Source organism: Pseudomonas sp. MWU13-2517 (genome assembly GCF_023242545.1).
In the GTDB taxonomy this organism is placed as follows: Bacteria; Pseudomonadota; Gammaproteobacteria; order Pseudomonadales; family Pseudomonadaceae; genus Aquipseudomonas.
Window position 1 is genome coordinate 133,321 of sequence record NZ_JALMFA010000017.1, and the last position, 22,055, is coordinate 155,375.

The 22,055-nt window shown below is 62.0% G+C and carries 17 protein-coding genes; 12 read left to right on the top strand and 5 right to left on the bottom strand.

What is annotated here, in order from left to right:
• Positions 1-119 precede the first annotated feature (119 nt).
• The 4 genes from M5B97_RS23255 to M5B97_RS23270 all read left to right on the top strand — a co-directional run bounded on the left by M5B97_RS23255 (position 120) and on the right by M5B97_RS23270 (position 5,251).
• Entirely contained in the window at positions 120-1,334 is a 1,215-nt protein-coding gene (locus M5B97_RS23255) for an MFS transporter (RefSeq protein ID WP_248732771.1), read from the top strand.
• 130 nt (positions 1,335-1,464) lie between these two features.
• On the top strand, positions 1,465-2,364 hold the full coding sequence (locus tag M5B97_RS23260) for a LysR family transcriptional regulator (RefSeq protein WP_248732772.1): 900 nt from the start codon (positions 1,465-1,467) through the stop codon (positions 2,362-2,364).
• A gap of 253 nt (positions 2,365-2,617) precedes the next feature.
• Positions 2,618-3,568 (top strand): GlxA family transcriptional regulator, encoded by a 951-nt coding sequence (locus M5B97_RS23265; protein WP_248732773.1) that lies wholly within the window; start codon positions 2,618-2,620, stop codon positions 3,566-3,568.
• A gap of 186 nt (positions 3,569-3,754) precedes the next feature.
• On the top strand, positions 3,755-5,251 hold the full coding sequence (locus tag M5B97_RS23270) for a winged helix-turn-helix domain-containing protein (protein WP_248732774.1): 1,497 nt from the start codon (positions 3,755-3,757) through the stop codon (positions 5,249-5,251).
• Here the strand turns inward: M5B97_RS23270 and M5B97_RS23275 are convergent.
• Positions 5,198-7,993, bottom strand: coding sequence for a winged helix-turn-helix domain-containing protein (locus M5B97_RS23275; RefSeq protein ID WP_248732775.1), 2,796 nt, complete (start codon positions 7,991-7,993; stop codon positions 5,198-5,200). The two genes, M5B97_RS23270 and M5B97_RS23275, sit on opposite strands and share 54 nt — an antisense overlap.
• A 331-nt stretch (positions 7,994-8,324) precedes the next feature.
• Between M5B97_RS23275 and M5B97_RS23280 the strand changes: the two genes are divergently transcribed.
• Positions 8,325-8,900 carry a flavodoxin family protein gene (locus M5B97_RS23280; protein ID WP_123717939.1) on the top strand — a complete coding sequence of 192 codons (576 nt, stop codon included), beginning with the start codon at positions 8,325-8,327 and terminating at the stop codon, positions 8,898-8,900.
• A 30-nt stretch (positions 8,901-8,930) separates the two neighbouring features.
• Here the strand turns inward: M5B97_RS23280 and M5B97_RS23285 are convergent, their stop codons facing one another.
• Entirely contained in the window at positions 8,931-9,371 is a 441-nt protein-coding gene (locus tag M5B97_RS23285) for an AraC family transcriptional regulator (protein ID WP_134661268.1), read from the bottom strand.
• Between the two features lie 399 nt (positions 9,372-9,770).
• On the opposite strand from M5B97_RS23285, the gene M5B97_RS23290 reads away from it, so the two are divergent.
• Positions 9,771-10,694: a LysR family transcriptional regulator gene (locus M5B97_RS23290; protein ID WP_248732776.1), complete on the top strand. Its 924-nt coding sequence runs from the start codon at positions 9,771-9,773 to the stop codon at positions 10,692-10,694.
• 65 nt (positions 10,695-10,759) lie between these two features.
• On the opposite strand, the gene M5B97_RS23295 is transcribed toward M5B97_RS23290, so the two are convergent.
• The 3 genes from M5B97_RS23295 to M5B97_RS23305 all read right to left on the bottom strand — a co-directional run bounded on the left by M5B97_RS23295 (position 10,760) and on the right by M5B97_RS23305 (position 15,666).
• Positions 10,760-11,776: an alpha/beta hydrolase gene (locus tag M5B97_RS23295; protein WP_248732777.1), complete on the bottom strand. Its 1,017-nt coding sequence runs from the start codon at positions 11,774-11,776 to the stop codon at positions 10,760-10,762.
• 1,382 nt (positions 11,777-13,158) lie between these two features.
• The gene (locus tag M5B97_RS23300) at positions 13,159-13,881 is read right to left on the bottom strand and encodes a FadR/GntR family transcriptional regulator (RefSeq protein WP_123717944.1); all 723 of its coding nucleotides are present in this window, start codon (positions 13,879-13,881) and stop codon (positions 13,159-13,161) included.
• Between the two features lie 48 nt (positions 13,882-13,929).
• Positions 13,930-15,666 carry an IlvD/Edd family dehydratase gene (locus M5B97_RS23305; RefSeq protein ID WP_123717945.1) on the bottom strand — a complete coding sequence of 579 codons (1,737 nt, stop codon included), beginning with the start codon at positions 15,664-15,666 and terminating at the stop codon, positions 13,930-13,932.
• A 191-nt stretch (positions 15,667-15,857) separates the two neighbouring features.
• Between M5B97_RS23305 and M5B97_RS23310 the strand changes: the two genes are divergently transcribed.
• From M5B97_RS23310 to M5B97_RS23335, 6 genes are all read left to right on the top strand, one after another.
• On the top strand, positions 15,858-17,180 hold the full coding sequence (locus tag M5B97_RS23310; protein WP_134661347.1) for an MFS transporter: 1,323 nt from the start codon (positions 15,858-15,860) through the stop codon (positions 17,178-17,180).
• A 15-nt stretch (positions 17,181-17,195) separates the two neighbouring features.
• Entirely contained in the window at positions 17,196-18,185 is a 990-nt protein-coding gene (araD1, locus tag M5B97_RS23315; RefSeq protein ID WP_248732778.1) for an AraD1 family protein, read from the top strand.
• 10 nt (positions 18,186-18,195) lie between these two features.
• Entirely contained in the window at positions 18,196-19,776 is a 1,581-nt protein-coding gene (locus M5B97_RS23320) for an aldehyde dehydrogenase (NADP(+)) (RefSeq protein ID WP_248732779.1), read from the top strand.
• Positions 19,777-19,792: 16 nt separating this feature from the next.
• Positions 19,793-20,656 (top strand): SMP-30/gluconolactonase/LRE family protein, encoded by an 864-nt coding sequence (locus tag M5B97_RS23325; RefSeq protein ID WP_248732780.1) that lies wholly within the window; start codon positions 19,793-19,795, stop codon positions 20,654-20,656.
• A gap of 39 nt (positions 20,657-20,695) precedes the next feature.
• Positions 20,696-21,700, top strand: coding sequence for a substrate-binding domain-containing protein (locus tag M5B97_RS23330; protein WP_248732781.1), 1,005 nt, complete (start codon positions 20,696-20,698; stop codon positions 21,698-21,700).
• On the top strand, positions 21,697-22,055 hold a 359-nt coding region (locus M5B97_RS23335; RefSeq protein WP_248732782.1), incomplete at its 3' end, for an ATP-binding cassette domain-containing protein. The genes M5B97_RS23330 and M5B97_RS23335, both read left to right, overlap by 4 nt.

The window sequence follows — 22,055 nt, forward strand, 5'->3', positions numbered from 1 at the left end:
ATCGGCAACACTGAGATCGTTGCGTCATACGCATCGCTCAATTGCCCCGGCGCCGGATTCTCCTCGGCGAACGTCGCGCCTAGCCTTGCCGAAACTGTCCCAATCAAACGAGGTTCATCATGCCTATCGGCAACGTTGCAGCAACGGCAAGCACGACGGTGAAGGGGGAACACCCCGCGTCAATCTCAGGTGCCCTGGTGGTTTTGTTGGCCTTCTGTTGTGGTGCCGTCGTCGCCAATCTTTACTATGCCCAGCCGATAGTCGAGCTGATCGCGCCTCAAATTGGTCTATCCAACGCTCACGCCAGCCTGATTGTTTCGCTGACCCAGTTCGGTTATGCCGCGGGTTTGCTGTTGTTGGTGCCGCTGGCCGACCTGATGGAGAACCGCCGTCTGGTGGTGGGGTTCACGCTGGCTGTGAGCCTTTGCCTGGTTGGCGCCGGCTTTACTCAGTCGCCTTCGCTGTTCCTGGTGCTCTCATTGCTCATCGGCCTGACGTCCGTGGCCGTACAGATTCTTGTGCCGTTGGCTGCGCACATGGCACCTGAAGCAACCCGCGGGCGGGTGGTGGGCAATATCATGAGCGGCCTGCTGCTGGGCATTCTGTTGTCGCGCCCGCTGTCGAGCCTGTTGTCGGAGTCTCTCGGTTGGCGCGGCGTGTTCTTCAGCGCTGCGGGCCTGATGGCATTGATCGCCTGCATCATGGCCGTTGCCTTGCCACGGCGCATGCCGACACATCAGTCCTCTTATGGCGCGTTGATCCGCTCTGTATTTGCGCTCGCACGGCGCCATCCGAGCCTGCGTGAGCGTTCCTTGTATCAAGGGTTATTGTTCGCCAGCTTCAGCCTGTTCTGGACCATCGTGCCAATAGAGTTGATTCGCCAGCATGGCTTCAGCCAGGCACAGGTTGCCGTGTTTGCCCTGGTGGGCGCCGTTGGTGCGATTGCCGCCCCGATTGCCGGCCGGCTGGCTGATGCGGGGCATGGGCAGCGCGGCACGCTCGTTGCGTTGGTGTTGGCGCCTGTTTCCTTGCTGATAGGCGCCCTGCCGGGCAGTGGCTATGTTTGGCTGGTAGCGTGCGCGGTGCTGCTGGATTTTGCGGTGCAACTCAACATGGTGCTCGGGCAGCGTGAGGTCTACGCCATTGATCCGCATAGCCGGGCACGCCTGAATGCCGTGTACATGACCAGCATCTTCGTCGGCGGAGCCTTGGGTTCGCTGGTGGCCAGCCCCCTTTATGAGTGGGGTGGTTGGAGCCTGTCAGCCGTCTCGATTGCGACGGTGCCTGGTCTGGCACTGGTGTTGTTTCTCATGCGTCAGTACCGCCAGGCGTAAGCCCCGGCGCGAGCTGTTGAGGCCTATCGAAGAGCAAGCAGCCACGCCCGTGCCTGAGCACAGGCGTGCAAGACACCCCATGCGCGGTCAGGCATAGTAATCAGCTTGATTTTTCGCTTGGGATGGCCTGATGGACAAGCTGCTGGCGCTGAAGATGTTTGTTGAAACCGTACGCTGTGGCGGCTATTCATCAGCGGCGCGCAAGCTCGGTCTGTCTACGTCTTCGGTGACGCGGCAGGTGGCGGGCCTGGAAAGTGAATTGGGCGCCAGCCTGCTGAACCGCACCACGCGCAACACCAGTGTCACGGCGGCAGGGCAGGCTTATTTCGAGAAGGCCGTGCTGATTCTCGAGGCCGTCGACGAAGCCGATGCCACCGTCGCCGACCGTGGCACCGAGGTCCAGGGGCACCTGCGTGCCAGCGTTCCGGTGGAGTTCGGGCGGCGCATCATCGCGCCTCACCTGGGGCGCCTGTTGGAGCGCCATCCGGGCCTGGAGATCAGCCTGTCGTTGAGCGATCGGGTCAGTGACCTGATCAGCGAGCGAATCGATGTGTCTGTGCGCCTCGGCTCTTCGATCGTCAACGATGACATCGTCAGCAAGAAGGTCGGTGAGTTTCAGCGTTGGGTCTTGGCCAGTCCCGAGTACCTGGCACGGGCCGGTCTGCCGCGTCACCCGAGTGATCTGGTGGAGCATCAATGCCTGCGTTTCGACTATGGCGCGGTGCACCACGACTGGACCTTCCAGAACGATGAGGACACTTTGCGCCTGAGTGTCCAGGGGCGCTTGCAAAGCAACAACGCCGACATCCTGCGCGAAGCGGCACTGGCGGGTGGCGGAGTGGCACTGCTGGCCGACTGGCTGGTGCGTGACGATGTCGCCCGGGGCGGCCTGACCCGCGTGCTGGAACAGTATGAAGTCAATCCCGGCACCGCCAGCACCTGCATCAACGCGCTGTACCTGCCCAACCACCGTGGCTCCAGTCGCATCAATGTGTTTATTGCGTTCCTTGAGGAAATCCTCGCTTCCTGAAGACCCTTCAGGTCTTCGACAACGCGGCGCTGGGCACTGTGTGGCTCTTCCCGGTGGCCATACCAAACAGGGCGGGGGCGCCAGGCGCCGGGTTTGCGTTTGGCCTTCGATCGAAAGGCTGGAATCGACGTATTGTCCGACTAAGATTGACGGCAGTGTGCGCGGGTTCATATTTCCTTGTTGTTACAATTGGCCATAATGGTCGGCACTGACGCGCGTCTCCTATTTCTTTGATTTCAGTGACTTACAAACCATGAAAACCGTGGCAATGGTGCTGTTTCCAGACTTCCTCCTGCTTGATATGGCCGGGCCCATGGAAGTGTTTTCCATCGCCAATCGTTATCTGGCGCCGGGCGACCGTTATCAGCTGTCGACGATCGGCACCGGGCATGGCGCGCTGCGCGCATCCAACGGCATCAACGTTCAGGCCGATGTGCATATAGACCAGGCCCGCGACAGCTATGACCTGTTGCTGGTGCCGGGCGGTCCGGGGGCCTACGACGGTAAACATCAACCGTTGCTCGACTGGCTGCAAAGCGCCGTCAGTCGGTCGGCCAGGTATGGCTCGATCTGCACGGGGGCATTCATATTGGGGCATGCCGGTTTGCTGGACGGTTACCAGGTGACGACTCACTGGCATTACACCGAGCGGTTGATCCGGGCCTTCCCTAACGCTCTGGTGAAGACCGATCAGATTTACGTCCAGGATCGCAACCTGAACAGTTCCGGTGGGGTCACCGCCGGCATCGACCTGGCACTGGCGCTGGTCGCTCAGGATCACGGCAAGAAAATCGCCCAGGACGTGGCCAAGGTGCTGCTGGTGGTGATGAAGCGCCAGGGCGGACAAGCGCAGTTCAGCCCGTTGATGCCCGCAGTCGCCCCTCCGGAAACGCCGGTGGCCCGGGTGCAGAACTATGTGCTCGCTCACCTTGATGAAAGCTTCAGCGTCGAACGCATGGCCAGCCTGGCGAACATGAGTGCGCGGCATTTCGCCCGGTTGTTTGCCCGGGAAGTGACCATGACACCCATGGAGTTTTTGCAAAGCGCACGTATCGATTTTGCCAGGAGCCTGCTGGAAACCAGTGACCTGCCGCTCAAGACCGTTGCCTACAAGAGCGGCTTCGGCAGCGTGCGGCACATGCGGTTTCTGTTCAGTGAAAAACTGGGTTTGACCCCCGCGCAGTACCGCGAACTGTTCAGCTGAAACGTTATTGTCCGTACTGCGCACCGCTATGTCCGTGACGCTCCCTCCATGGCCGTTGTTCGGTCACCCCTGTCTGCCAAGATGTTTGTGAACTTTTGGCAATGGAGAGGCGGGAGCCTGGGCGAACGCGTGCAAGGGATGATGCAGTACCTTGAGTCGGGCCCGGTTTTCGGCACGTGAATGTGCATGAACAGACTCAGCGATTTAAATAGCAGTGCGGTGCTGCGGTTTGGCCCGTACGTGTTTCACACTCGTCAACGCCTGATTCTGGAGGGTGATCGGCCGCTGCGTATGGGCGGACGGGCACTGGATATTCTCCAGGTACTGGTCGAGCAAGCGGGTGATGTGGTCAGCAAGGAGGCATTGATTGCCCGCGTCTGGCCGACTTCGGTGGTCGAGGAAATCAACTTGCGCGTGCACATCGCCGCGCTGCGCCGGGCACTGCGCGATGGTCAGGACGGGTGTTGCTATATCGTCAATGTTCCCCAGCGCGGTTATTGCTTTGTCGCCCCGGTGCAATGCGAGCCGGAGGGGATGCCGGTTTCGATCGAGACCGTTGAGCAACCCCGCCACAACCTGCCTGTACGGATCACACCAGTGATCGGCCGGGATTCGATCGTGGGCAGTGTGGTCCGGCAGTTGCCGGTTTTCCGTTTCATGACGCTGGTCGGCCCTGCCGGCATTGGCAAGACCACGGTGGCCTTGCGCGTGGCCGAACTGCTGTTGCAGCACTATCGCGATGGCGTCTGGTTCGTTGATCTGGCGGCAATCGACGACCCCAAGCGGCTTGACGATTATCTGAGCCAGACGCTTTGGCTGGACGTTGGCGTGGAGACACTGGCGCAACGGCATGCATTGCTGGTGCTCGACAACTGTGAGCACCTGCTCGAATGTTGCCGAACGCGCGTGGAGAGCCTGTTGGCTTCGGCGCCACGGTTGTCGATCCTGGTCACCAGCCGCGAGCCGTTGCGGGCGACGCGGGAAACGGTGCAGTGCTTGGCGGCCCTGGCGGTGCCGCCGATGTCGGCGCTGCACAGTGTCGCCGAGGCTATGAGCTATTCGGCGGTGCAGCTGTTTGTCAGCCGTGCGCGTACCCGCCAGCAAGGGTTTGCGCTGCGTGAACAGGACCTCGAGGGCGTGCGGGAAATCTGTCGGCGTCTCGACGGGCTGCCCCTGGCCATCGAACTGGCAGCGGCGCAGATCGACGCGCTGGCGCTGGTTGGGCTGCGGGCACAACTGAATAATTGTTTTCAACTGCTGACCCAAGGCCGGCGCACTGCCGTGCCACGGCACCAGACGCTCAAGGCCGCCCTGGACTGGAGCTATCAGCGGCTGAGCCCGCTGGAGCAGACCGTCCTGCAAGGGCTGGCGGTGTTCAAAATAGCCTTTACGCTGGAAGCCGCCATCGGCGTCATCAGCTGTGCGGTACTGCGGCCCGCCAGCCTGGTCGAGGCGATAGAACGGCTGGTGCTGAAATCACTGTTGTCAGTTGAACCAAGCGAGGGCATGACCCGCTATCGCTTCCTCAACACCACCCGCACTTATGTACTGGAAAAGCTTGAACTGAGCGGGCTGCAGCGCATGTTTGAAGTGCGTTATGCCGGCTACATCAGTCGGGCACGCTGGGTTTCAGGAAGACCGGTGTTGTTGCAGCTCGTCAAGCAGACGGCGGACGTTGCTTAGGTCGGGTGTGGCAAAGCCTTCGGTGAAGCCGTTGTAGATGGGCGCCAGCAGATCATGGGCTTGTTGGAAACGACCCTGACGCTGCCAAAGCTCGGCCAGTGATGTAGCCGTGCGCAGCTCCCACGCCCGAGCACCCTGGGCCTGCGCCACGCCCAGCGCTTTGAGCAGCACCGTCTCAGCCGCAGGCTGGCGGTTTTGTGCAAGCAGAGCATTTGCGCTGGCCCGAAGGATTTCCGCGGTGCTCCAACCCGCCGCGCCGCTTTCGGCGCGTGCCAGCAATGCGTCGTCGACGAAACGGCCATCCAGCGTAACCATGATTTCATTGATCAGCCCGGCGCCGACTGGCGGGGTCGGATGCGTACTCTCGTCATCGATCACCTGCGCATAGTGCCGGGCCCAGTTGTAAAACAGCAGCACCGAATGTTTTTGGGCTTGTTCGAGCAGCAGGCGCAAGAGGTCGCGGGCCGTTTGAGTGTCGCCGTTGTAGTGGGCGATCAGGCAACCGGAGAGTGCCAGCGTGTAGCAGATGGACGTGCCGTGGTCGATCTCGAGCGCAATGTCCAACGCCTGGCGGGCGGCGCGCCAGGCCTTTTCGGGGTGGCCCTGCAACCAGAGGATCCGCGCCAGAATCGTCAGCGAGGCGACGCACTGATCGTACTGGACGCCAAAGCCATGGGTGAAGCGATTGAGGTGTCCACTCTGGGCCATGTGCTGGATGACCTGTTCAGCACGCTTGCGCGCCTGTGGCTGGTCCCCGGCAAAGTGCAGGGCCAGTACCTGCAAACGCTGGGTACTCAGGGACACGGCGGCATGACCTTGCACACCCAGTCGATCAAATTGCAGGCTCTGTTCCAGGGCCGTCTGATAGTTGCCGCAACTGAGGTTGACCGCCATGTGCCCGGACACGGCTCTGAGCTGGCCGGCGACATCGTTGCAGCGTTCGGCGAGGGTTCTGGCGCTCACAAAGGCTTCGACGGTTTCGGCGCTGCCGCCCTGGGTGTGGTAGCAGGAGCTGCCGAGGGCAAGCTTGAGGGCCATTTTCAGGCGAGGGCAGGGCTCGGGCGTCAATTCAAGCAGGGCCAGGGCCTTGCGCACGTACACGCCGTGCTCCTTGAGCAGCGACAGTTCCTGCCAGAGTGATGTCGACACCGAAGCCAGGCGGATCGCAATGGTCTGTGGCCCTTGAGCGTTCAGCCCCCAGTCCAGGGCCGAGCGGATGTCTTCGAGGCTGCGCGCGTAACGCTCGATCCATACATCGGTCTGGGTGTGCTCCCAGTCGTCCTGGGCTTGATGCATCAAGGCCAGGCAGCATTGGGCATGGCGCTCCAGGGTGTCCGGCAAATCATTTGCCTGGTCGAGTTTTTCCAGGGCATAGCTGCGGGTGGTGTCGAGCAGACGGTAGAACACCTGCTCGTCACCGACCTCCACGTTCAGCAGGGACTTGGCCACCAGTTGCGTAATCGCGCCAAGCACCGCACAGCTTTCGACGTGTTCGCCGACAATCACGGCCGCCGCCGATTCCAGCGTGAAACCACCCCTGAACACGCTCAGTCGGCGCAGGCAGATCTGTTCGCAGGCCGTCAGCAGCTCAAAGCTGCAGTCGAGGGTTGCACGCAGGGTCTGATGCCGCCCCAGCGTCGTCTGGGAGCCCTGTGCGAGCAAACGGAAACTGCCTTGCAGTTGCGTCAGCAAGCCACTCAGGCCGAGGCTGTTCACTTGCGCTGCGGCCAGTTCGATCGCTAGAGGAATACCGTCCAGGCGGCGGCAAATCTCGATCACCAGGGGCAGTTCGGCGTCGGTCAGTTCGAAACTGTCATGGCTGGCCATTGCCCGTTCGACAAACAATTGCACCGCCGAAAAGCCCAGGGCCTGGGCGCGCTCCAGCGCGGCGACGGGCGGTGGGCAGTCCAGTGACTCCAGGCGCTGCACGAATTCGCCGTCGGCCCGCAGGCTCTCGCGGCTGGTGGCCAGGATATGCACATCGGGCGCCCCGCACAGGATGCTTTCGCTGAGCACCGCGATGGCGTCGATCAGGTGCTCGCAGTTGTCGATGACCAGCAGCATTTGCCGCTCGCGCAGGAAGGTGGTGAGACAGCTCACCGGCTCTGCGTCGTGCAACGACAGGTCCAGCAGCATCGCCAGGTGGGTGGTGATCATCGCTGGCTCGCTGATCAAGGCAAGGTCCAGCAGGCGAATGCCGTCCCGGTAGCGACCGATCAGTTGCTCCGCGACGCGCAGTGCCACGGTGGTCTTGCCGATACCGCCAGGGCCGACCAGAGTGATGAACCGCTGGCGTGGCAATTGCGTCACAAGGCGGTCCACCAGGACCTGGCGACCAATCATGCGCGTGCGACGAATCGGCAGGTTATGACCGTTGTGCCCATGGCCGCTGCTCGGTGGACGTTGCTCGATGGGCTCCAGCGAGTACGGCGCGACAAAGCTGTAGCCACGCTGGGCCACGGTGACGATATAGCGCTGGCCGGCTTGACCGTCGCCAAGGGCTTTGCGCAGCGCCGCGATGTGCACTCGCACATTGATGTCTTCGACGACGCTGTTGGGCCAGACCCGTGCGATCAACTGCTGCTTGCTGACCAGATTTCCGGCGTGCTCCAGCAGGATCAACAGAATGTCCATGGCGCGCCGACTCAGGCGCAGGGGCTGATCGGCCTCCAGCACCAGGCGTTGTCCGGGATAGACCCGGTAAGGGCCGAAATGCACCGCCTGTTCGGGGGAAAGGGTCAACGGGTCACTCCTGCCTGCCTGCGTCTATCACGCGATATCCGAGCATGTTCCTCAGTTTTTTGCGCCAGCGCAACGCGGCATTCGGGCAACTCGCCCGCGTGTGCATTGACGGCCGTGTTGCGGCACCGTTCGCGAGCTGTGTATCGACTGGGCTGGCACTGACAAAAGGACGTGTCGTGGCTTTTGGCGCACCACTGAGAATTAACAACGTTTAACTCGTCCTGCGCCTGTCTTACACCCAAAAATCCAATGCCTGCAGTCTATCAACCGAAGGCACCGGTTTTTGTGCTCCGTGCAGTAAAAGGGATGAACACTTCAGGAGAAGGCTGGAATGAGTGATGTGGTGGTGGTCTATCACAGCGGTTATGGTCATACGCGGGTCATCGCCGAAGCTGTGGCCCAGGGTGTGGAGCGACACTTGGGCAGCACGTGCCAACTGATTCCGGTCGAGGAAGTGGACGCGCGCTGGGACTGCTTGCACCGCGCCGACGCGATCATCTTCGGCGCCCCGACTTACATGGGCAGTGCCTCGGGGTCCTTCAAGGCGTTCATGGAGGCCACCGCGTCGTTCTACCTGGCGCAGCCCTGGCGCGACAAGTTGGCTGCCGGGTTCACCAACTCCGGTTGCTTGTGTGGCGACAAGCTCAATACCTTGTTGCAGATGGCCGTATTTGCCGCTCAGCACTCGATGATCTGGGTCGGCCTCGACCTGCTGCCGGCGCGCTCCAGCGTCGGCCTGTTCGATGGGCAATTGAATCGCCTGGGCAGCTCCCTGGGGGTCATGGCCCAATCGAACGTCGAGCAATCCCCGGAGCATGCGCCACCTCCCGAAGATCGCTGCACCGCCGCTCACCTGGGGGAGCGGGTCGCGCGCCTGGCCGAACGTATGGGCCATTCAGCGGTTTGATGCACGGTTCCTCTACTCATCAGGCTCGGCTCAACGCCGAGCCGCCGGCGCAGCCGTGATCTTGAGAGAAGGCAGCGCATGTACTGCCTGACAGCGCCAGGCGAAAGGCGTGATGCCTTCGCTGCGGGTGAAAATGTGGCAGAAGTGCGCTTGATCACAGAAGCCGCATTCCAGGCTGATCTGCGTCAAGGTCAGGTCGGTATCCTGGATCAGTTGCTTGGCCCGCGTGATGCGCTGCCGACGAATCCAGTCCTGGGGCGACAGGCCGGTGCTGCACTTGAAGGCACGAGAGAAATGACTGCGGGACAGGGCACAGGCCCGAGCGAGCTCAGTGACCTCCAGCGTTTCACCCAGACCCTCGAGAATCAGTTTTTTGACCAGGCTTTCGCGCCACGCTGAGAGGCCTCCGGTGGCGGGCAGATGCGTTTCAGTGGCGGGTACGCGAGCGGCGTTGTGCTGAAAATAGGCCATGGCAAATATCCGTATCGAGGCGAATGCGCTGGCACACTGCGCGGTGGGTCAGCAGTTTCACGCGTTGGAAAACAGTTCGGTGCAGAGGGCTTTATTCTTGGTGGCGGGTCGGTGCTTTGCGAGTTAAACGTTGTTAATTCCACCCCGGTACATCGCCGGGCAACGGCCCTCGCTCAGCACATGGCTGCAATTTTTCGGCTGAGAACACCGGCATGATTGGCACATTTGGCCGGCCTGCGGACGGCCGCTTGCGGGTGCGGCCCACATCACTGGGATGGGCCGGCATTTTCAGTGGATGACTATGCAAAACGGGCCTTGCAAGCGGGCGGCAAAACTGCCGATTATCGAGCGATGGCCGAGTGACGAATACCTGGCTCACTACACAATGGGACTGTGCCTATGAACCGTAATGATCTGCGCCGCGTAGACATGAATCTGCTGGTGATTTTCGAGGCGCTGATGTTCGAAAAGAACCTGACCCGGGTGGCTGAAAAACTGTTCATGGGCCAGCCTGCGGTGAGTGCTGCGCTGGGACGCCTGCGGGATTTGTTCGACGACCCGCTGCTGTTGCGCAATGGGCGCGGCATGGAGCCGACGGCGCGAGCGTTGGCGATTCTCAAGGAGTTGCAACCGGCGATGGACATCATCTCGGGTGCCGTCAGCCGGGCCAAGGAGTTTGATCCGGCGACGAGCTGCGATGTGTTTCGCATAGGCCTTTCGGACGACGCCGAATTTGGTTTGTTCCCGCCGTTGTTGCGCCAGCTGCAACAGGAGGCCCCGGGCATTGTGGTGGTTGTGCGCCGGGCCAATTATCTGGTGATGCCGGCCTTGCTGGCATCGGGGGAGATTTCGGTGGGGGTCAGTTACACCACCGAATTGCCGGCCAACGCCAAGCGCAAGCGGCTACGTGATATTGCCTGCAAAGTGTTGCGCGGTGACAACCGGCCCGGTGAGCTGACACTCGATGAATACTGCCGGCGGCCCCACGCGATGGTGTCGTTCTCCGGCGACCTGAACGGCAACATTGACCTCGACCTGGCCAAGGTCGGCCGTACTCGGCGTGTGGTGCTGGGGGTTCCGCAATTCAGTGGTTTGCGCGCGATGCTCGCCGGTACCGAAATGATCGCCACCGTGCCCGACTATGCGGCGTGTGCGTTGGTCGAAGGGAGTGGCTTGAGGGCCGAAGACCCACCGTTTCCCATCGACGCGGCGCAACTGTCGATGGCCTGGAGCGGCGTTCACGACAACGATCCGGCAGAGCGCTGGCTACGCTCGCGGATCAGCCAGTACATGTCTGAACCTTTGAGCATCAAAGCCCCTTAGACGGCAGCGGCTTGGCGGGCACCAAAAAACTCGCCACACCGGGTGGTGTGGCGAGAGGTCGGGCATCAGTTCAGATGCGTCTTGAGCTCTGCGGCGGCCTGGCGTACCGCCGCTTGGACTTCCGGAATCCGGCTCAGCGGGTTGAGCAGGCCGAAGTCATGAATCATCCCGTTGTAGCGCACCGAGGTCACCGGTACGCCGGCCGCATCGAGGTGGCGGGCGTAGCTTTCGCCTTCGTCGCGCAGCACGTCGAATTCGGCGGTCTGCACCAGCGCGGCAGGCAGGCCCTTGAGCTGTTCGGCACTGGCATTCAGCGGTGAGGCGTGGATGTGCGCGCGTTCGGCCGGGTTGGTGGTGTAGCTGTCCCAGAACCACTGCATCATGCCTTTGGTCAGGAAGTGGCCTTCGGCGAATTGCTGGTACGAGGCGGTTTCGAATCCGGCGTTGGTCACCGGCCACATCAGCAACTGGAAGCGTAGGGCAGGGGTGTTCTGTTCCTTGGCCTTCAATGCCACCACCGCCGCCATGTTGCCGCCGACACTGTTGCCGGCCACCGCCAGGCGCTTGCCGTCGACACCGATTTCCTTACCGTGCTCGGCCACCCATTTCGTGGCGGCGTAGGCATGGTTGATCGCGGCCGGGTAATGAGCTTCCGGCGACCGGGTGTAATCGACATACACGGCCACTGCGCCGGAGCCCACCACCAGGTCACGAATCAAGCGTTGGTGCGTCGGGAAGTCGCCCAATACCCAACCACCGCCGTGGAAGAACATGAACACCGGCAACTCGCCCTTGACCTTGGCAGGACGCACCACTTTCAGGTTGATCACCTGGCCGTCGACCTTGATCGCCTTGTCGCTGACTTCAACGCCGGACAGATCGACCGGCACCGACGCCTGGGCACCGCTCAGCACGTCGCGGGCCTCTTTCGGGCTCAGTTGCTCCAGCGGTTTACCACCGCCGGCCGCGAGGGCGTCGAGGAACGCCTGGGTGTTGTGTTCGACGCCGGGGCTGCCGGCGGCGAATGCGTTGCCGATGGACAGGGCGAGGAGGGAAGCGGCGAGGGTTTTCTTGAGGCTCATGGTCAATTCCTTTTCAATCGTTCGAGTTTTCATGCCTTGGGATCGGGCTGCTGTGACGCTGGATTCAGGCCTCAGCAACACCGTGAGCACAGATTAATGAGGTGCCCGAAAGTGAAAAAGCGGCTGGGAACCGTTTAACTGTCAATCAGAAAGTGACAATGAGCGGGCTTGAAAGCGGGCGTGGCTTTATGAGGCCGTGGCCGCTGTGTTTTTGATCTTGATCTTGCTTTTGATCGTAAGCGCTCCGTTAAACCATGCTGGCCGAACGCAGGTTTGAATCCGCGTAACCCGGTATGACGGCGGCCCATGGATTCAAGTCTATGATCGAGCCTGGGCGGGCCCCCTCGCGGAGGGGCAGTTGGATAGTCGGCGGCTTCCAAGCCGTCACGGGAGCAAGCTCCCTCGCCACAGGGTCATGGCCACACCAGAGTTGTGTAGATACTCTGTGTAGCGCAGGCGAGCCGGCTTCCACAGGCAAGCAAAAGCTGCAATGCAGCATGGCTGTCTACACACATCACGATGCGAAGCGAGCCGCTTTTGATCTTGATCTCAGGCGGCCCCCCAAATCAATGTCGGATTACGGGCACACCGAGCCTGAGCGAGGTGCCGAGTGGTGGGGCAAGGGCCCTTTGGTTACTTTGGGGCTTTTCCAAAGTGACCCGCCGTAAGGGCGGAACCCTGAGCCGCCGTTACCGCAGCAATGGATATGTACTCATTGCACTCCGACAATCGGGGGCGCCCCCCTCGCGGAGGGCCAGTGGGATAGTCGCCGGCTTTCGGGCCGTCACGGGAGCAAGCTCCCTCGCCACAGGTTTATGGCCACATCAAAGTTGTGTAGCGCAGGCGAGCCGGCTTCCACAGGCAAGCAAAAGCTATAGCGCAGCATGGCTGTCTACACACATCACGATGCGAAGCGAGCCGCTTTTGATCTTGATCTCAGGCGCCCCGTTAAACCACGCTGGCCGGAATTCGATATTGATTTGGGGGGTAAACCGGCAGGGATGCCGGTTTAGCCGCCCCGCGCCATGGATGGCGCGTGGCGGCGGCCCCCCAAATCAATGTCGGATTGCGGGCACACCGAGCCTGAGCGAGGTGCCGAGTGGTGGGGCAAGAGCGTTTTGCTTACTTTTGCGCTTTTCAAAAGTGAGCCGCCGTAAGGGCGGAACCCTAAGCCGCCGTTACCGCAGCAATGGATATGTACTCATTGCACTCCAACAATCGGGGGCGAGGCCCCTCGCGGAGGGTCAGTTAGGTGGTCGCCGGCTTCCGGGCCGTCACGGGAGCAAGCTCCCTCGCCACCAGGTTTCAACCTGGCAACAGAGTTTTAGATCTGGCAACAGAGTGTTAGATAGGGAAAGAGCGTACTCAGACGAGTAATGGGCCTACAACGGCGTCAGCACATTCATCACCGTATCCAGCGCCACGCGAGTGTCATCCAACTGCACCAGCGAAGCATGCCGCGCTCCGAGGGCATCTCGGTTCTGGATCGCGGTGAGGATCGCCTTGTGTCGGGGCAGGCTGAGGCCCTGGATATCCGGGCGTCGGTTGGTGATATTGATCGACTCGCGCAGCGGCAGCGACAGCATGTTGCACATGTAGGCGAGCAGGTCGTTGCGGGTGGCATCGGCGATGGCCCGGTGAAAATCCAGGTCGGCCTGCAGCAACTGTTCGTGGGTCTGTGCGGTTTCCATGCCGCGGTAGGCTTTTTCGATCGTCGCGATGTCCTCAACGGTGGCGGTGGTCGCGGCCATCGCGGCGATTTCCGGTTCGAGGATGCGCCGCACACCGGCCAGGGTGTTGAAGAACTCACTATGAGGCGTGGACTGCATCAGCCAGGACAACACGTCCGGGTCGAGCAGGTGCCATTTCAAACGAGGCCTTACCACCGCGCCGACCCGTGGCTTGGAATACACCAGGCCCTTGGCGCTGAGTACTCGCGTGGCCTCCCGCAGCACCGAGCGGCTGACCTTGTATTCCTCGCAGAGCGTGGACTCCAAGGGCAGTTTTTCTTCGGGCTTGAAGCGGCCGGAAACGATGTGCATGCCCAAGTCCTGAACGATCTGGGCATGCATGCTCTTGCGCGGTTTGGGCGGCTGGTGATCCATAACGACAGGGATGCTCTGACTTAGATTCGCGGCATCATAGCATCCCAATTAGTGGGAATGACGTGGGACTTCAGCCCCACGGCAGCCCACGAGGAAGTCAAAGTCGCAGCCCTGGTCGGCCTGCAGCACATGGTCGATATACAACTGGCGGTAGCCACCGACGATCAGCTTCTGCGGTGGCTTGAGGTCGGCCATGCGCGCCGCCAGCTCTGCGTCGGGGATGTCCAGGTGCAAGCGGCCGTTGGCGCAGTCGAGTTCGATCCAGTCACCTTCCCGCACTGTGGCCAACGGCCCGCCGGCTGCGGCTTCCGGCGCGACGTGCAACACCACCGTGCCGTAGGCGGTGCCGCTCATGCGTGCGTCGGAGATGCGCACCATATCGGTCACACCCTGGGCCAGCAGCTTGGCCGGCAGGCCCATGTTGCCGACTTCCGCCATGCCTGGGTAACCCTTGGGGCCGCAGTTCTTCATGACCAGGATCGAGTTGGCATCCACTTCCAGTTCGGGGTCGTTGATGCGTGCCTTATACATGTCGAAGTCCTCGAACACCACGGCGCGGCCTCGGTGCTGCATCAGCTCGGGGCTTGCCGCCGAGGGCTTGAGGACCGCACCCAACGGTGCCAGGTTGCCGCGCAACACGCAGATACCGCCATCGGCGCGGATCGGGTTGTCGAGTGTGCGGATGACTTCGTCCTGGCCATAGATCGGCGAATCCTTGGTGTTCTCGCCGAGGGATTTGCCGTTGACCGTCAGGGCGTCCGGGTGGGGGATCAGGTTGGCCTCGCCGAGGCGCCGCAGCACGGCGGGCAAGCCCCCGGCGTAGTAGAACTCTTCCATCAGAAAACGCCCCGAGGGCTGCAGGTCGACGATGGTTGGCATGCCACGGCCGATGCGCGTCCAGTCGTCCAGGTCGAGTTCCACGCCAATACGCCCGGCGATGGCTTTCAGGTGGATCACGGCGTTGGTCGAGCCACCGATGGCCGCGTTCACGCGAATCGCGTTTTCAAAGGCTTCCTTAGTGAGGATCTTCGACAGTTTCAAGTCTTCGCGCACCATCTCCACCGCGCGCATGCCAGACATGTGCGCCAGCACATAGCGCCGCGCATCCACTGCCGGAATCGCCGCGTTGTGGGGCAGGGAGGTGCCGAGCGCCTCGGCCATGCATGCCATGGTCGACGCGGTACCCATCGTGTTGCAGGTGCCCGCCGAACGCGACATGCCGCCCTCGGCCGCGAGGAAATCATCCAGGGTAATGGTGCCGGCTTTGACCTGTTCACTGAGCTGCCATACCACGGTGCCCGAGCCGATGTCCTGGCCCTTGTGCTTGCCGTTGAGCATCGGCCCGCCCGTGACCACGATGGCCGGTACGTCGCAACTGGCCGCACCCATCAGCAGGGCCGGGGTGGTCTTGTCGCAGCCGGTCAGCAGCACCACGCCGTCAATGGGGTTGCCGCGAATGGCTTCCTCCACGTCCATGCTCGCCAGGTTGCGGGTGAGCATAGCGGTAGGGCGCAGGTTCGACTCGCCGTTGGAAAACACCGGGAACTCCACGGGGAAGCCGCCGGCCTCGATCACACCGCGTTTGACGTGCTCGGCGATCTGGCGGAAGTGCGCGTTGCACGGGGTCAGCTCCGACCAGGTATTGCAGATGCCGATGATCGGCTTGCCATGGAACTGATGGTCGGCAATGCCCTGGTTCTTCATCCAGCTGCGGTACATGAAGCCGTTTTTATCGGCAGTACCAAACCACTGGGCAGAGCGTAGGCCGGGCTTTTTATCAGGCATGATCGATTCTCTTATTGTATGACTATATGTTCTAACCTTGGCTAAACATAAGCGCAAAAACCCTGCTTTGGAAGAGTTGTTTTGTAAATAGTCCTACTATATAGTTTGTTGCAACTGAGGTATGACCCTGGCGGATGTTCGCGAGAGGTGTCCCCCGAGCTTCTATAAAAACAACAATCGGAGATCGACCCATGAGCCAGGAACTGCGGCTTGTTCGGCGCATCACGCTGAAACTGATTCCTTTCCTGATCCTGCTGTACTTGATTGCCTACGTGGACCGTTCCGCCGTGGGCTTCGCCAAATTGCACATGGGTGCCGACGTCGGCATCGGCGACGCTGCCTATGGCTTGGGCGCGGGGTTGTTCTTCATTGGCTACTTTCTGTTCGAGATCCCCAGCAACCTGATGCTCGACCGCTTCGGCGCGCGGCGCTGGTTTGCGCGCATCATGATTACCTGGGGCGCGATCACTATCGGCATGGCCTTCGTGCAAGGCCCCCACAGCTTCTATGTGATGCGCTTTCTGCTCGGCGCGGCGGAGGCGGGCTTCTTTCCGGGCGTGCTCTACTACATCACCCAATGGTTCCCGGTGCGCCATCGCGGCAAGATCCTTGGGCTGTTCATCCTGTCGCAACCCATCGCGATGATGATCACCGGCCCCGTCTCCGGCGGCCTGCTGGGCATGGATGGCCTGCTTGGCCTGCACGGCTGGCAGTGGCTGTTCATTGTGATCGGTACGCCGGCGATCCTGCTGACCTGGCCGGTGTTGCGCTACCTGCCGGACGGTCCCAAAAATGTCACCTGGATGAGCGACGACGAGAAGGCCTGGCTGACCGGCGAGCTGGCCAAAGACCTGCAAGCCTACGGCCAGACCCGTCACGGCAACCCGTTGCACGCCCTTAAAGACAAGCGCGTGCTGCTGCTGGCGCTGTTCTACCTGCCGGTCACCTTGAGCATCTACGGCCTGGGCCTGTGGCTGCCGACCCTGATCAAACAGTTCGGTGGCACAGACCTGGTCACCGGGTTCATCTCGGCCGTGCCGTATATGTTCGGCATCATCGGCCTGCTGATCATCCCGCGCAGCTCCGACCGCCTGAATGACCGCTACGGCCATCTCGCGGTGCTCTATGTGTTGGGGGCCATCGGTCTGTTCTTCAGTGCCTGGCTGAGTATGCCGGTGCTGCAAATGGCGGCGCTGTGCCTGGCGGCGTTCGCGCTGTTTTCCTGCACGGCAGTGTTCTGGACTTTGCCGGGGCGGTTCTTTGCCGGTGCCAGTGCGGCAGCGGGCATTGCCCTGATCAACTCGGTGGGCAATCTCGGCGGCTATATCGGCCCGTTCGTGATCGGCGCGCTCAAGGAGTACACCGGCAACCTGGCCTCGGGCTTGTACTTCCTGTCTGGCGTGATGGTCTTCGGGTTGCTGCTGACCGGTGTGGTCTACCGCCTGCTGGAACTCAAGCATGTGCTGCCCGCCGACCAATTCGCCGCCAGTGCGCGTGGCGCCACCCGTACTTAATTGAGGAGAAGCTTCATGCGTTTAGTTCAGTTCGAGTTGCACAACGGTGAGCGCCGCGTCGGCGTAGTGGACGGCGACACACTGCGCGAAGTGCGCACGGCCGGCAGCGTGCGAGAGCTGGCGTTGGCCGCCATCGAGGCGGGTGTCAAGTTGCCGCAGCAGGTGGAGAGCCTCGGCCTGGGTGACAGCCATGACTACGCAGCGTTGCTGGCCGGGCAGAAAATCCTGCCACCCCTGGACCACCCGGACCCGGCTCATATGCTCATCAGCGGCACCGGCCTGACCCACCTGGGCAGCGCGGCCGCACGCGACAAAATGCACCAGGCCGGTGACGACAGCGCATTGACCGACACCATGCGCATCTTCAAATGGGGCGTGGAGGGCGGGAAACCCGCCGCCGGCCAGGCCGGTGTGCAACCGGAGTGGTTCTACAAGGGCGACGGCAGCATCGTCGTGCGCCCAGGCCAGGCGTTCCCGGTGCCGCCGTTTGCCGAAGACGCCGGTGAAGAACCGGAAATCGGCGGCCTGTATGTGATCGGCCCTGACAGCAAGCCTTATCGCCTGGGCTTTGCGGTGGGCAATGAGTTCTCCGACCATGTGATGGAGCGCAAGAACTACCTGTACCTGGCGCATTCCAAACTGCGCAGTTGCAGCTATGGCCCGGAATTGCGCGTCGGTGAACTGCCCGAGCATCTGGCCGGCACCAGCCGCCTCCTGCGCAATGGCGAAGTGATCTGGGAGAACGAATTCCTCAGTGGCGAAGCGAATATGTGCCACAGCCTGGAAAACCTCGAATACCACCACTTCAAGTACCGCCAATTCCTCAAGCCGGGCGACGTGCATATTCATTTCTTCGGTACCGCCACGCTGTCATTTGCCGACGGTATACGTACCCAACCGGGCGATGTCTTCGAGATCAGCCAGGCCGAGTTCGGCGCACCGCTGGTCAACAGTGTCGGCAGCGTTGACGCGGCATTCGCACCCGGCCAAGTCACCCCTCTTTAAGGAGAGCAGCATGAACCAGTTCCTCGGCCACAATTACATCGGCGGCCAGCGCAGCGGCAACGGCAACGTCAAGCTGCAAAGCGTCGACGCCACCACCGGCGAAGCCTTGTCGCAGGATTTCTACCAGGCCACCCCGCAGGAAGTCGACGCCGCCGCCCAGGCTGCCGCGCAGGCTTATCCGGCCTACCGCGCCTTGAGTGCCGCGCGCCGCGCACAGTTCCTGGACGCTATCGCCGATGAGCTGGATGCGCTGAGCGACAACTTCGTCGAGCTGGTGTGCCGCGAAACCGCATTGCCCGCCGCACGTATCAAAGGCGAGCGCGCGCGCACCAGTGGCCAGATGCGTCTGTTCGCCACCGTGCTGCGTCGCGGTGATTTCTACGGTGCACGTATCGACAAGGCCTTGCCGGATCGCCAACCGTTGCCACGTCCGGACCTGCGCCAATACCGTATCGGCCTCGGCCCGGTCGCAGTATTCGGTGCGAGCAATTTCCCCCTGGCGTTTTCCACGGCCGGTGGTGACACCGCCGCCGCGTTGGCGGCCGGCTGCCCGGTGGTCTTCAAGGCGCACAGCGGGCATATGGCCACGGCCGAACAGGTCGCCAATGCGATCATCCGTGCGGCTGAAGCCACAGAAATGCCGGCGGGCGTGTTCAACATGATCTTCGGTGGCGGTGTCGGTGAGGCGCTGGTCAAGCACCCGGCCATCCAGGCAGTAGGGTTTACCGGTTCGCTAAAAGGCGGTCGTGCCCTGTGCGATATGGCAGCGGCACGCCCGCAGCCGATCCCGGTGTTCGCCGAAATGTCGAGCATCAACCCGGTGATCGTGTTGCCCGAGGCCCTGCAAGCCCGTGCCGACACTGTCGCGCGCGACCTGACCGCCTCGGTGGTGCAAGGCTGCGGCCAGTTCTGTACCAACCCTGGCCTGGTGATCGGCATCGCTTCGCCGGCGTTTACCGCGTTCACCCAGCAAGTGGCACAGCTGATCGGCGAGCAACCGGCGCAGACCATGCTCAACGCCGGCACGCTCGACAGCTACGGCAAAGGCCTGCAAAAGCTGCTGGCGCACCCAGGTATTCGACATTTGGCGGGGAATACCCAAGTCGGCAACCAGGCGCAGCCGCAATTGTTCAAGGCCGATGCCCGTCTGCTGATTGACGGCGATGAAGTGTTGCAGGAAGAAGTGTTCGGCCCCACCACGGTGTTTGTCGAAGTCGCCGACCCGGCCCAGCTCAGCGCCGCCTTGCAGGGCCTGCACGGTCAGCTCACGGCGACGATCATTGGCGAGCCGGCCGACCTGCAACAGTTCGCCGCACTTACGCCGCTGCTGGAGCAGAAGGTCGGGCGCATCCTGCTCAACGGCTACCCGACTGGCGTGGAAGTGTGCGATTCGATGGTGCACGGCGGCCCGTACCCGGCGACGTCGGATGCTCGTGGCACCTCGGTCGGGACCCTGGCCATCGACCGTTTCCTGCGCCCGGTGTGCTTCCAGAATTACCCTGATAGCCTGCTGCCCGACGCGTTGAAAAACGCGAACCCGTTGCGTATCCAGCGCCTGGTGAATGGCACGCCATCGCGCGATCCGCTGTAAGCAAACCGGAGGTTTCATGTCGTGTAATGCGGTCACCGCACACCGTGCGCAACTGGGCGAAGGCCCGTTCTGGGACGTGTCGAGCCAGGCACTGTATTGGGTCGATATCGCCGGCAAACAGGCACTGCGCCTGATGGACGGGCAATTGCGGGTCTGGCAGTTGCCCGAACATGTCTCGGCGTTTATCCCGTGTGAAAGCGGCGATGCGCTGGTGACCTTGAGCAGCGGTGTGTATCGCCTGGACCTGAGCACCGAAGCCCTGACGCTGCTGTGCGTCGCCGACCCGCAACCCGGCAACCGTGGCAATGAAGCGCGCTGCGATGCCCAGGGACGCCTGTGGCTGGGCACCATGCAGAACAATATCGGCGAACACGGCGAAGACCTGCCGATTACCCGGCGTTCCGGTGGCTTGTTCCGTATCGATGCCGATGCGCAGGTCACGCCGTTGCTGCAGGGGCTGGGTATTCCCAACACCTTGCTGTGGAACGAGGACGGTAGTCAGGTGCACTTCGGCGACAGTCTGGACGGCAAGCTGTATCAGTACTCGGTCCGCCCCGACGGCCAGCTTGCACCGCCACAGGTGTGGTTCGGGCCGCACCCGCGCGGCGGCCCGGACGGCTCGGCCATGGATGCCGAGGGCTACATCTGGAATGCGCGCTGGGATGGCGGTTGCCTGTTGCGCCTGACGCCCACGGGCGAGGTGGACCGCATCATCGAGCTGCCCGTCAGCCGGCCCACCAGTTGTGTATTCGGTGGGCCGGACCTGACCACCCTCTACATCACCAGTGCCGCCAGCCCTTTGGATCACCCCCTGGATGGCGCGGTGCTGGCCATCGAGGTCGACGTGCCAGGCACACCCTGTCACCGCTTTGCCGGCTAAAAAACCAAGACTTAAAAACAACAACAAGGAGTCACCCGTATGAACCTTCGTCGTGGTATCCGTTCTCTGTGCTGCACCGCCGTGGCGGTCTCGACTTTGAGCCTGAGCGGGCTGTTGCTGGCCGCTGAAGAAGTGAAGATCGGTTTTCTGGTCAAACAGGCTGAAGAACCGTGGTTCCAGACCGAATGGGCCTTTGCCGAAAAAGCCGGCAAGGAACATGGTTTCACCGTGATCAAGATCGCCGTGCCCGACGGCGAGAAAACCCTCTCGGCCATCGACAGCCTGGCCGCCAATGGCGCCAAGGGCTTTGTGATTTGCCCGCCGGATGTGTCCCTCGGCCCAGCCATCGTCGCCAAAGCCAAGGCCAATGGTTTGAAAGTGATTGCGGTGGACGATCGCTTTGTCGATGCCAAGGGCAACTTCATGGAAGACGTGCCGTACCTGGGCATGGCCGCCTTCGAGGTGGGTCAGAAGCAGGGCGCCGCGATGGCCGCCGAAGCGAAAAAACGCGGCTGGGACTGGAAAGACACCTATGCGGTGATCAACACCTTCAACGAACTCGACACCGGCAAAAAACGCACTGACGGTTCGATCAAATCCCTGGAAGAAGCGGGCATTCCCAAGGACCACATTCTCACTGCCGCGCTCAAGACGCTCGACGTACCCGGCAGCATGGACGCCACCAACTCGGCCCTGGTCAAGCTGCCCGGCGGCGCGAAAAACCTGATCATCGGTGGCATGAACGACAACACGGTGCTCGGCGGTGTGCGCGCCACCGAAAGCGCAGGTTTTGCCGCCACTAACGTGATCGGTATCGGCATCAACGGCACCGACGCCATCGGCGAATTGAAGAAGGCCAACAGCGGCTTCTTCGGCTCCATGCTGCCTAGCCCGCACATCGAAGGCTACAACACCGCGCTGATGATGTACGAGTGGGTCACCAAAGGTACCGAGCCGGCGAAGTACACCGCCATGGACGAAGTGACCCTGATCACCCGCGAGAACTTCAAGGAAGAACTGACCAAGATCGGACTGTGGAAATGACGGCTGCGGCTCTGCGGTTTGACGGTATCGGCAAAACCTTTCCCGGGGTCAAGGCGCTGGACGGCATCTGCTTCACCGCTCACCCGGGGCAGGTGCACGCCTTGATGGGCGAGAACGGCGCGGGCAAGTCGACGCTGCTGAAGATATTGGGCGGCGCCTACATCCCGTCCAGCGGCACGGTGCAGATCGGCGCGCAGGTCATGGCTTTCAAGAATGCCGCCGACAGCATCGCCAGCGGTGTGGCGGTGATCCACCAGGAGCTGCACCTGGTGCCGGAAATGAGTGTGGCCGAGAACCTGTTCCTCGGGCATTTGCCGACGCGTTTCGGCGTGGTCAACCGGGGCCTGCTGCGCAG

What these genes read in the sequence shown, in the direction of transcription:
- M5B97_RS23295 (WP_248732777.1), bottom strand. Translation starts at nt 11,776, where the DNA reads ATGAGCCTCAAGAAAACCCTCGCCGCTTCCCTCCTCGCCCTGTCCATC.
- M5B97_RS23270 (WP_248732774.1), top strand. Translation starts at nt 3,755, where the DNA reads ATGAACAGACTCAGCGATTTAAATAGCAGTGCGGTGCTGCGGTTTGGC.
- araD1 (WP_248732778.1), top strand. Translation starts at nt 17,196, where the DNA reads ATGCGTTTAGTTCAGTTCGAGTTGCACAACGGTGAGCGCCGCGTCGGC.
- M5B97_RS23330 (WP_248732781.1), top strand. Translation starts at nt 20,696, where the DNA reads ATGAACCTTCGTCGTGGTATCCGTTCTCTGTGCTGCACCGCCGTGGCG.
- M5B97_RS23305 (WP_123717945.1), bottom strand. Translation starts at nt 15,666, where the DNA reads ATGCCTGATAAAAAGCCCGGCCTACGCTCTGCCCAGTGGTTTGGTACT.
- M5B97_RS23320 (WP_248732779.1), top strand. Translation starts at nt 18,196, where the DNA reads ATGAACCAGTTCCTCGGCCACAATTACATCGGCGGCCAGCGCAGCGGC.
- M5B97_RS23285 (WP_134661268.1), bottom strand. Translation starts at nt 9,371, where the DNA reads ATGGCCTATTTTCAGCACAACGCCGCTCGCGTACCCGCCACTGAAACG.
- M5B97_RS23310 (WP_134661347.1), top strand. Translation starts at nt 15,858, where the DNA reads ATGAGCCAGGAACTGCGGCTTGTTCGGCGCATCACGCTGAAACTGATT.
- M5B97_RS23280 (WP_123717939.1), top strand. Translation starts at nt 8,325, where the DNA reads ATGAGTGATGTGGTGGTGGTCTATCACAGCGGTTATGGTCATACGCGG.
- M5B97_RS23300 (WP_123717944.1), bottom strand. Translation starts at nt 13,881, where the DNA reads ATGGATCACCAGCCGCCCAAACCGCGCAAGAGCATGCATGCCCAGATC.
- M5B97_RS23255 (WP_248732771.1), top strand. Translation starts at nt 120, where the DNA reads ATGCCTATCGGCAACGTTGCAGCAACGGCAAGCACGACGGTGAAGGGG.
- M5B97_RS23260 (WP_248732772.1), top strand. Translation starts at nt 1,465, where the DNA reads ATGGACAAGCTGCTGGCGCTGAAGATGTTTGTTGAAACCGTACGCTGT.
- M5B97_RS23325 (WP_248732780.1), top strand. Translation starts at nt 19,793, where the DNA reads ATGTCGTGTAATGCGGTCACCGCACACCGTGCGCAACTGGGCGAAGGC.
- M5B97_RS23290 (WP_248732776.1), top strand. Translation starts at nt 9,771, where the DNA reads ATGAACCGTAATGATCTGCGCCGCGTAGACATGAATCTGCTGGTGATT.
- M5B97_RS23265 (WP_248732773.1), top strand. Translation starts at nt 2,618, where the DNA reads ATGAAAACCGTGGCAATGGTGCTGTTTCCAGACTTCCTCCTGCTTGAT.